The organism is Rhodoferax sp., assembly GCF_023701345.1.
Taxonomy (GTDB): domain Bacteria; phylum Pseudomonadota; class Gammaproteobacteria; order Burkholderiales; family Burkholderiaceae_C; genus Rhodoferax.
The window spans coordinates 1-9,246 of sequence record NZ_JAMPXE010000128.1 but is presented as its reverse complement, the minus strand read 5'-3'; the positions used below and the strand labels follow the sequence as shown (position 1 = coordinate 9,246).

Below are 9,246 nucleotides of genomic sequence, written 5' to 3'. Positions count from 1 at the left end.
GTTTATGAGTTCGTCAAGAACGACGACAACACGGATCGCCTGCAGATCAACGCGGCCAACTGCGTGCATTGCAAGACCTGCGATATCAAGGATCCGACGCAGAATATTGTCTGGGTCACGCCCGAGGGCGGCGGTGGGCCTAATTACGCGGGGATGTGAATGCCATTACCCGCACCGCAAGCCAGAAATCAACTGCACACCCGAAACCTCGTATTCCGGGGATACCAGCGCGAAGATCGACTTTGGGACATTGAAGGACAGCTTCTCGACTCAAAGACCAAAGTCTTTGACATCCCGGGCGAAGGAACCTGGTTACCCGGTGAACCCATTCACGACATGACGATCAGGGTAACGATCGACGACGCCTACGTGGTGCATGAAATTGCCGTCGCCATGGCCGGTTCGCCGCACGCTGCATGCCCACAGGCCCAAGCCCCCCTGCAGTTGATGATCGGCTGTACCATGGGGCGAGGCTGGCGTCAGGCGATTGAGCGAAACATGGGAGGCATCCAGGGTTGCGCCCACTTGAGAGAGCTATTATTCAACATGGCAACCGCGGCTTTTCAGACGGTCTCGCAAGAGATGGCCGAGGACGTTGTCAACCATCCGCCAGCGCATTTGGGGAAATGTCTGGCCTGGGATTTCAATGGCAATCTGGTCAAGCATCACTACCCTGTTTTTTATGGTTTAAATAAAGGAGATAGCTTATGACAATACTTGTCGCTTATGTGCCGCGCCCCGAGGGCGAGGCGGCGTTGGATAAAGGCATCGAAATTGCGACACGCCGGAACGAACGTCTGGTCGTGGTCAACGCCTCTCCGGGCGGCGGCAAAACAGATCCGTCGGCGGTTGACGTGGTGGACGCCGAACGTGTCGAGAACATTCTGAAAGACTCGGGGCTCAATGCAGAATTCAAGCAGTTGGTGCGGGGAAAAAACGCTGTTGAAGAAATCGAGGCGTTGGTCGAGTCGCTGCAGGTGTCCGTGCTCATCATTGGTTTGAGAAAACGCTCTCCCGTTGGCAAACTGATCATGGGCAGCGTTGCCCAGGAGCTCCTGCTTTCCGTTTCCTGCCCGGTGCTGGCGGTCAAGGCCAACGGCTAATCGGCCTACGGGGCAGCGGCAGGTGACGGGCAGCAGCTTGGGTATTTCTTCCGGGAGTTGATGCGAATGATTATCATTTGTCATACAATCAAACCAAGTTCCTCGCATGAAATCTCCAAATGCATCCTTCCCTGCTCAAATTTACAACCCTGGCCTTGACGGTCGTAACCCTGGCAACGCCGGCGCTGGCCGAGTCTGTCCTGAATGTTTATTCAGCCCGCCACTACCCCACCGATGAAGCCCTGTATTCGGACTTCACCCGGGCCACCGGCATCCGGATCAACCGGATTGACTCGGATGACGCGGGCATCCTGACACGCTTGCGCGCCGAAGGCAGCAGCTCACCCGCCGATGTGATCCTGCTGGTGGATGCGGCCCGCTTGTGGCGTGCCGAAGTGGATGGCTTGTTCAAACCCGTTCGCTCCAAGACACTCGAAGCGGCGATTCCCGCCCAATTGCGCGCCAAGCCGACCGACCAGGGCGAGACCGCCTGGTTTGGCCTGTCGACACGGGCCCGGGTCGTGGTGTACGACAAGGTCAAGCTCGCCAAAGCCGATATCGATAGCTACGAAAAACTGGCCGATCCCAAGCTCAAGGGCATGGTGTGCATCCGCTCAGGCTCGCACCCCTACAACCTGAGCCTGTTTGGCGCCATGACCGAGCACCTCGGTCCAGCCGCCACCGAGACCTGGCTCAAAGGCATGGTGGACAACATGGCACGCAGCCCCAAGGGCGGCGACACCGACCAGATCAAGGCGGTGGCCTCGGGCGAATGTGGCGTGGCCGTGACCAACTCCTACTACCTGGCGCGCCTGATGCGCTCCAGCAAACCTGACGACCGGGCCGTGACAGAAAAAATTGGCGTCGCCTTTCCCAACCAGACCAGCTGGGGCACCCACGTGAACGTGGCCGGCGGCGCCGTGGCGCGCCATGCCAAAAACACCGACAACGCGGTCAGGTTTCTGGAGTACCTGGCCAGTGCCAGCGCCCAAAACCACTTTGCCAACGGCAACAACGAATGGCCCGCCGCCGTGGGGGTGAAGTTTGACAACCCGGCGCTAAAAGCCATGACGGGGGGCAGCTTCAAGAGCGAGTTGATCCCGATCAGCGCCGTGGGCATGAACCAGCTCAAGGTGCAGCAAATGCTCGACCGGGTCGGCTTCAAATAAATAACCCGAACCAGGCACAGCGGCCTTCGCAGCCGTGTGCCGATGCTTGTAAACAGCCAGCCATTCTCCCCAGCCCTTGCGGCCACGGGGTGATAGCCAGCCATTGAAACCGTGCTTTGCCGTTGCGGCCATTGATGCAACGCGGAGCGATCCCTCTCAATGTATGGAGTCACCCATGACCAACTCAACCCGCCCCTGCCTGAAACCGATCCCCTTGAAGTCCCGCAAATTATTACCCCTGGCCGCCTTGATGCTGGCCGGCTCTTTGGAAAGCACAGCGGCTCATGCCCAAAACGCCGCCACAGAAAAAACCCTGAAAACCGTGACGGTCAAGGAACAAGCCGAGCGCCCTGAAGGCAAGGACAGCCTGCGTGTCACCGACACCAGCATCGGCAAGGGCCAACAGCAGTTGCGCGACATTCCGCAGTCCGTGACCGTCGTCACCGAAAGATTGATGGACGACCGCAATCTGGAAACTTTCAAGGAAGCGCTGAAAAACACCGCCGGCATCAGCTTTTTGGCGGCTGAGGGCGGCGAAGAAGATATTCGCTTGCGCGGCTTTTCGCTGCAAGCCACCGGGGATGTGTTTGTGGATGGCGTGCGCGATCCGGCCTTTTATGAACGCGACACGTTCAACATGGACCGGCTCGAAGTGCTGCGCGGCTCGGCCTCCATGCTGTTCGGGCGCGGTTCCACCGGGGGCGCGGTCAACCAGGTCAGCAAAACCCCGCGTTTGATGGATGAAAACCAGATCGACGTGACGCTCGGCTCGCACAATCACCGCCGTATCGTGGCCGACTTCAACAAGCAAACGGGTGACAGCGCGGCGCTGCGCATCAGCGCCATGCACACCGAAGCCGACAACAACGGGGCCGGCAGCAGTCTGGACAAAAGCGGTGTCGCTGCCACCTACCGCTGGGGCATTGGCGAGCGCGATGAGTTCTCTGTGGGGCTGTACCACCTGGACAACCGCAACGGCATGAACTACGGCATGCCGTGGATCAGGCCGACAACCACCTCATCAGCCCTGGAAACGACCGTGTTGCCGCTGGACCCCGCCGCCTATTACGGCATGGCCAGCGACTACAACAACGGCAGCGCGAGCCATGCGACGTTCAGCCACCTGCACCGCTTTGGCGATGGCGCCGAGCTCAAAACCCAGATCCGCCAGGGGCAGTACGAACGTGACCAGCGCGCCAGCGCCATCCGGCTGGGCAACGCCACGCTGCAGGGCGGCACCGCTGCCAGTCTGGCCACTTTCGGCGCCGCCACCGTGTTGACCCGCGGCACCAACCTGAAGATCCAGGAGATGGACACACTGCATGTGCAAAGCGATTTCAGCAAGAAATTCGAAGCGCTGGGCGTCAGGCACGAGCTGCTGGCAGGTGTGGACCTGGCCACAGAAGAAAAAACCGTGTACGCCGCACGCACGGCGGGCGCACAAGGTGGCGTGACCCTGACCAAACCCACCACGACCGTGGGCACGCCCAGCGACGGTGCCTGGGTCGATGAAAGCCTGCGCGTGCTGCGTGTCAACAACCAGTACACAGCCACAGGCTGGGGCGCTTATGCCCAGGACCTGGTGCAAATCGCCCCGCACTGGAAAGTGTTGGCGGGCCTGCGCTACGACAGCCTCAAGGGTGACTACGATGCCTATGGCGCCCCGGTCAATGCCGTCGACAACGGCCCGCAAACGTCTTACCAAATGAACGTAGGTGAATGGAGCAAGCGTGCCGGCGTGTTATTCCAGCCCAATGACTTGCAGTCCTTCCACTTCTCCTACGGCACCTCGTTCAACACCTCGGGCGACAGCTATTCGCTGGGAGCATCCAATGCGAACACACCTCCCGAGCAATCGGTCAACCTGGAGCTGGGCGCCAAAATCGACTCGGCAGACAAACGCTTCACCACGCGTCTGGCGCTGTTTCGCGCCACCAAAAAGAACGAACGCAACACCGACCCGCTGCTGCCCGTGGTCACCTTGACGGGTAGCCGTTATGTTTCCGGCATGGAGATCGATATTGCCGGCCGGCTGACGCCGAAGTGGGAAGTCTATGGCTCCGTCACCTGGATGCCAGACGCCAAAGTCACCCAGGCCGCGCCCTGCCCTGCCACCGGGGCCTGCACCCAGAACACACCAGGCGAACGTGTCGGCGACCGTCCGGCGCTAACGCCCGAATACAGCGGCAGTTTGTGGAACACCTACCAGATCAACAGCCAATGGCGTGTCGGTGGCGGCCTGACCTTCCGGGGCAAACAAACGCCGACCCGCGCCGAATTTAAGGTACCCGCTTTCGTTGTGGCTGACCTGATGGCCGAATACATGGTCAACGAGGCCCTGACGATCAAGGCCAACGTCAGCAACGTCGGCAACAAACGTTATGCCGATCAGCTCTACCCTGGCCACTACATTCCGGGTGCCGGTCGTCTGACGCAGGTCACCGCCAGCGTCAAGTTTTAAACATTGATTTTGACCTGGAAGGAGCCGACCGTGATCCGTGTGTTGCCCCAATTGCTGAACCATTGGCGCGTGACTGCTGGCGTGGTACTGGTTCACATGGCCTTGATCTGGGCGGCCGAGCATGGCTTGTTGCAACGCCCGGCCGAAACCGAAGCAGCCCAGGTGATCATGGCCTCGACAATTGTTCAGGCCCAGACCGAGCCTGCCGTGCAGGTGCAGCCGCAAGCCAGGGCAAAGCCCGAGGCCAGACCGCAGACACCACGCCCCCCGCGACCACCAGTTGAAGCCACCCCAACACCCGTCCTGCAGGCTGAAAGTGCCAATGCAGCAGCCGTGCCGACGACGGCAAGCAACCAGCCAAGCACCTCTGGCGCAGCCAATCCCACAGCCGCACCGGCCAACGCAGCCCCGGAGCGCCAGGCCGGCCCAGCCCTTGCGCCGGCGTTTGTCCTGCCATCTGCCGATGCCGACTACCTGAACAACCCGCCCCCGGCTTACCCGCGCCAAAGCAAACGCATGGGGGAACAAGGCACGGTGGTCGTGCGGGTATTGATTGGCCTGCAAGGCACGGCTGAAAAGGCTGATATTCGCACATCGAGTGGTTTTGCCCGCCTCGATCAAGCGGCTTTGGAGACCGTGCAGCGCTGGCGCTATGTGCCTGGCAAGCGCAACGGCTCGTCCGAGGCCATGTGGTTCAACGTTCCTGTTCGTTTTATTCTGGAGTAATTTTTATGCCCCCCGTTTTTGGTCTTTCCCACATCTGGCTCAACGGTGACTGGATCACCCGCGGCATCATGGTCATGCTGCTGGCCATGTCGCTGGCCAGCTGGATCGTCATCGTGCTCAAGGCGCTTGATGTCTGGCGCTACAAACAGCAAGCCCACAAAAGCGAGGACTTCTGGCACAGCCACAGCCTGGCAGAAGGCCTGGCTGTGCTGGGCCAAGGCTCCGGAAATTTGTTTCATGCCCTGGCCACCACCGGCCAGGAGGCCACCGATCACCACCAGGCGGCCCAGGCACAATTGCACGACCGCCTCGACATCAGCGACTGGGTCACGCGCAGCCTGCGCAATACCATCGATGACAGCACCGGCAAACTGCAAAACGGCCTGGCAATTCTGGCCTCCATCGGCTCCACCGCCCCGTTTGTGGGTTTGTTCGGCACGGTCTGGGGTATCTACCACGCGCTGATCAGCATTGGCAGCACCGGCAATGCCGGCATCGACGCGGTGGCCGGCCCGATTGGCGAAACGCTGATCATGACGGCGCTCGGCCTGGCCGTGGCGATACCGGCGGTGCTGGGCTACAACGCGCTGGTGCGTGGCAACAAATTCATCATTGCCCGCATGAACCGATTTGCCCACGACCTGCATGCCTACTTTGTCACCGGCGCCCGGGTCTCGCCATCGGCCCAGGCCTCCAGCCTGCCCGCCAGCACGGCACCTTGATCAGGACGGGAGAAAACATGTCATTTGAAGTCAGCGACAACAGCGACGGCGTGATGAGCGAAATCAACATGACACCGCTGGTGGACGTCATGCTGGTGCTGCTGATCATCTTCATCATCACCGTGCCGGTCATGCAGCACGCCGTCAAGGTCGAACTGCCCCGTACCAGCAGCGCCCGTGACCAGACCCCACCGGAAAACCTGCAACTGGCCGTCAATGCAGAAGGCCAGTTCTTTCTGGGCAAGCAAGCCGTAGCCGCGGAGCAACTCGAAGACGTCTTACGCCTGGAAGCAGCCAAAACACCCCAAGCCCAACTCTATATCCGGGGCGACAAAAAAGTAGCGTACGAACATGTGGCCTACGCCATGAGCGCAGCGCAGCGCGCCGGTTTGAAAGCCATTGGCTTCGTGACCGAGGCGCCGCAGCCATGAACTCACGCGCCAACACAGACCATGACAAGCCGCCCGATCTGGAAAAAGTCAGCCGGCCAGGTTTACCCACAGCGCTGGCAAACCCATCCGAACTCTGGATCGACAGCAAGACCTTGCTAGGTGAACAGGGCGTCGTGCTGATCCGTCACGAAGGCTTGACTTACCGCCTGCAAGCCACGCGCTTCGGAAAATTGTTGTTGACCAAGTAAAAGCGCCGGCCACCCTGACCCATAAGGGTCCTGCCCCCTCGCCTGTCAAATCTGTACCCGTGACAACGCCGTCTGCAGCATGTCGATGAACACCCGGGTCTTGACCGGCATCAGCTTGCGCTCCGGAAACACCGCCCACGCCGTGGGGCTGGGCAGGCACCAGCCCGGCAATACCCGGCGCAGTGCCCCCCGGCGAACGTCAGGTGCGGCAAAGTAGTCTGGCACGGCCGCAATACCGGCACCGGCGCAAGCCAGCTTGATCAGCAACTCGGGCGAATTGGCGCTGGCCCGGCCCGGCGGTATGCCCTGCCAATGCTGCTCGCCTTGCGTCAGTACCCAGGCTGCTGGGTCGCCATTGGCCTGCAGCATCCTGATGGCCGCATGCCGGGCCAGATCATCGGGATCGGCGGGCTCTCCGTGCTCGGCCAGGTAGTTGGGGGCCGCATACAAGCCGAAAGAAAAGACGGCCAGGCGCCGCGCAGCCAGCGAGGCATCGTCGGGCAGCGTCCCCACGCGCAAGACGACATCAAAGCCTTCGCCCAGCAGGTCCACCCGGCGCGGTGACAAATCAAGATCCAGCTGGATCGCCGGATACAGCGCAACGAAAGCCGCCAGCGTGTCGGCCAGCAACAGGTTGGCAAAGTCACTGGGCATGGACACCCGCAGGCGACCGCTCGGCGTGGCCTGGCGACGCTCACTGAGTGCTGTCACCGCCTCCACCTCAAGCACCACCTGGCGCGCGTGCTCCAGCAGTTGCAAACCGAATTCAGTCAGGGACTGACGCCGGGTGGTGCGCAGCAGCAAGCGCTCGCCCAGACGGTGTTCCAGCGCGGCCAGTCGGCGCGAGACGGTGGATTTGGGTAAAGCCATGCGCTCGGCGGCGCGGCTGAAGCTGCCAAGCTCGGCCACGTTGGCAAAAATGAGCAGGTCATTCGGGTCGATGCCCGCGTTAGATTGTTCCATCATGAGATCAATCATAGCAACGCCAAGGGATTTCAAAGACGGCCCGGTTTGTTTTTGCAACTCGGGGCGCACCCAGAGTCGTATCTTGTCGTCCTCAAAATGCGCGTTCAAGGCGTGCAGCGCAGACCTTGAATTCAGGAATCTTGGCGATCGGATCGAGCGCGTCATTGGTCAAGCGGTTGGCTGGTGCTTCGGCGAAATGAAAAGCCATGAACAAAGCGCCTTTGTCGATGCAGGTGGTGACGTTGGCCCGCGTTTTGACCTTGCCCCGGCGGGTTTCGACATGCACCATTTCACCATGCCCAACGCCCAGTCTAGCGGCGTCGTCGGGATGGATTTCAACCTCGCCGTCTGGCACCAGGGTGTTGAGCGTATGGGATCGACGCGTCATGCTGCCGGTGTGGTAGTGCTCAAGCAAACGGCCCGTCGACAACAGCAGCGGGTATTCGCCACATGGCAACTCCATGGACGGGCGGTAATCGAGCGCAGCCAGCAGCGCCAGGCCACGGGTGAACCGCTCCTTGTGCAAGATGGGCGTCCCCGGATGATCCTCGGTTGGACAGGGCCAGCGCAGTCCGACTTTTTCCAGCCGGGCATAGGTCATGCCGCGGTAGGAAGGGGTCACCATGCGCATTTCATTGAACAGCGCCAGCGGTGTTGCCGGGAAGTCGACAGCGCCCAGTCGTGCCGCCAGGTCGGCAATGATTTCGAAATCCTGACGCACACCGGGCAGTGGCTCGATCACCGGGCGGCCAATCTGGACACGTCGCTCAGTATTGGTGTAGGTGCCCAGTTTTTCCGCGAAGGTGACCGGCCGCGCTTTTGAGATCTTGCAGCAGCAGCTCCTGTTCGTGCAGCATCCGCTGGGCACTGACAAAGATACGCTCACCCTCGGGCGTAAAACTTTGAAACGAGCGCCCCCGCTTGACGATGGCGGTACCAAACTCTTCTTCCAGGGCGCGAATCGCATTGGACAGGGCGGGTTGGGGTTGTATTCTTTGAGCACGATGACCGAGTTTTTTAGCTTCATCATCGTGGCAGAGCGTGAGTAAAACGCCAAGTGTAGATTGTTGTGGCTATGTCTTTGGCGGTTTCGCAACAAATCGGCCGATTGCAATTTATTTCCATTTTTATCAGCTTTCATGTCTACACTAAGATTATGGGTATTGGTATTTAAACAGGAGGGGGTGACATGGGCGCAGCAACCATCCTAATCGTCGATGACGAGCCGGTGAATCTGTCTCTGCTGACGCATCTGTTGCGGCCGGTTTATCAGGTACGTGCCGCCAATTCTGGCGAAAGCGCACTGCGCGCGGCGGCCAGCGACCCGCCACCAGACCTCGTGTTGCTCGATGTCATGATGCCGGGGATGGATGGTTATGAGGTGCTTGACCGCCTGCGCAGCAACCCGGTCACCGCAGAAATCCCGGTGATCTTCCTCACTGCAATGGCCGGCACCGAT

General features: G+C 60.5%; 12 protein-coding genes and 1 pseudogene. 10 read left to right on the top strand and 3 right to left on the bottom strand.

Going from position 1 to position 9,246, the window contains the following annotated elements:
• The 9 genes from NDI87_RS14530 to NDI87_RS14490 all read left to right on the top strand — a co-directional run.
• On the top strand, positions 1-159 hold a 159-nt coding region (locus tag NDI87_RS14530), incomplete at its 5' end, for a 4Fe-4S dicluster domain-containing protein (protein ID WP_296276129.1).
• Positions 160-711 (top strand): DUF2889 domain-containing protein, encoded by a 552-nt coding sequence (locus NDI87_RS14525; RefSeq protein ID WP_296276128.1) that lies wholly within the window; start codon positions 160-162, stop codon positions 709-711.
• Positions 708-1,103: a universal stress protein gene (locus NDI87_RS14520; RefSeq protein WP_296276127.1), complete on the top strand. Its 396-nt coding sequence runs from the start codon at positions 708-710 to the stop codon at positions 1,101-1,103. Before NDI87_RS14525 ends, NDI87_RS14520 begins: the two co-directional genes overlap by 4 nt.
• A gap of 119 nt (positions 1,104-1,222) precedes the next feature.
• Entirely contained in the window at positions 1,223-2,272 is a 1,050-nt protein-coding gene (locus NDI87_RS14515) for an extracellular solute-binding protein (RefSeq protein ID WP_296276126.1), read from the top strand.
• A 175-nt stretch (positions 2,273-2,447) separates the two neighbouring features.
• On the top strand, positions 2,448-4,733 hold the full coding sequence (locus NDI87_RS14510; protein WP_296276125.1) for a TonB-dependent siderophore receptor: 2,286 nt from the start codon (positions 2,448-2,450) through the stop codon (positions 4,731-4,733).
• Positions 4,734-4,763: 30 nt separating this feature from the next.
• Positions 4,764-5,459, top strand: coding sequence for an energy transducer TonB (locus NDI87_RS14505; protein WP_296276122.1), 696 nt, complete (start codon positions 4,764-4,766; stop codon positions 5,457-5,459).
• A gap of 5 nt (positions 5,460-5,464) precedes the next feature.
• Positions 5,465-6,181, top strand: a complete 717-nt coding sequence (locus NDI87_RS14500) for a MotA/TolQ/ExbB proton channel family protein (protein WP_296276121.1) — start codon at positions 5,465-5,467, stop codon at positions 6,179-6,181.
• Positions 6,182-6,198: 17 nt separating this feature from the next.
• The gene (locus tag NDI87_RS14495; protein ID WP_296276119.1) at positions 6,199-6,612 is read left to right on the top strand and encodes a biopolymer transporter ExbD; all 414 of its coding nucleotides are present in this window, start codon (positions 6,199-6,201) and stop codon (positions 6,610-6,612) included.
• A complete protein-coding gene (locus NDI87_RS14490; RefSeq protein WP_296276117.1) occupies positions 6,609-6,821 on the top strand; it encodes a hemin uptake protein HemP in 213 nt (70 codons plus the stop codon). Before NDI87_RS14495 ends, NDI87_RS14490 begins: the two co-directional genes overlap by 4 nt.
• Before the next feature lie 45 nt (positions 6,822-6,866).
• On the opposite strand, the gene NDI87_RS14485 is transcribed toward NDI87_RS14490, so the two are convergent.
• From NDI87_RS14485 to NDI87_RS14475, 3 genes and pseudogenes are all read right to left on the bottom strand, one after another.
• Positions 6,867-7,784: a LysR family transcriptional regulator gene (locus tag NDI87_RS14485; RefSeq protein ID WP_296276115.1), complete on the bottom strand. Its 918-nt coding sequence runs from the start codon at positions 7,782-7,784 to the stop codon at positions 6,867-6,869.
• Between the two features lie 94 nt (positions 7,785-7,878).
• Positions 7,879-8,655, bottom strand: a complete 777-nt coding sequence (locus NDI87_RS14480; protein WP_366028975.1) for a molybdopterin dinucleotide binding domain-containing protein — start codon at positions 8,653-8,655, stop codon at positions 7,879-7,881.
• A pseudogene (locus NDI87_RS14475) lies at positions 8,579-8,770 on the bottom strand (LysR family transcriptional regulator); the annotation flags it as partial. The pseudogene NDI87_RS14475 and the gene NDI87_RS14480, both read right to left, overlap by 77 nt.
• Positions 8,771-8,976: 206 nt before the next feature.
• Between NDI87_RS14475 and NDI87_RS14470 the strand changes: the two are divergent.
• The coding region (locus NDI87_RS14470; protein ID WP_296276111.1) for a response regulator at positions 8,977-9,246 on the top strand (270 nt) is incomplete at its 3' end.

What these genes read in the sequence shown, in the direction of transcription:
- NDI87_RS14490 (WP_296276117.1), top strand. Translation starts at nt 6,609, where the DNA reads ATGAACTCACGCGCCAACACAGACCATGACAAGCCGCCCGATCTGGAA.
- NDI87_RS14485 (WP_296276115.1), bottom strand. Translation starts at nt 7,784, where the DNA reads ATGGAACAATCTAACGCGGGCATCGACCCGAATGACCTGCTCATTTTT.
- NDI87_RS14510 (WP_296276125.1), top strand. Translation starts at nt 2,448, where the DNA reads ATGACCAACTCAACCCGCCCCTGCCTGAAACCGATCCCCTTGAAGTCC.
- NDI87_RS14495 (WP_296276119.1), top strand. Translation starts at nt 6,199, where the DNA reads ATGTCATTTGAAGTCAGCGACAACAGCGACGGCGTGATGAGCGAAATC.
- NDI87_RS14500 (WP_296276121.1), top strand. Translation starts at nt 5,465, where the DNA reads ATGCCCCCCGTTTTTGGTCTTTCCCACATCTGGCTCAACGGTGACTGG.
- NDI87_RS14520 (WP_296276127.1), top strand. Translation starts at nt 708, where the DNA reads ATGACAATACTTGTCGCTTATGTGCCGCGCCCCGAGGGCGAGGCGGCG.
- NDI87_RS14515 (WP_296276126.1), top strand. Translation starts at nt 1,223, where the DNA reads ATGCATCCTTCCCTGCTCAAATTTACAACCCTGGCCTTGACGGTCGTA.
- NDI87_RS14525 (WP_296276128.1), top strand. Translation starts at nt 160, where the DNA reads ATGCCATTACCCGCACCGCAAGCCAGAAATCAACTGCACACCCGAAAC.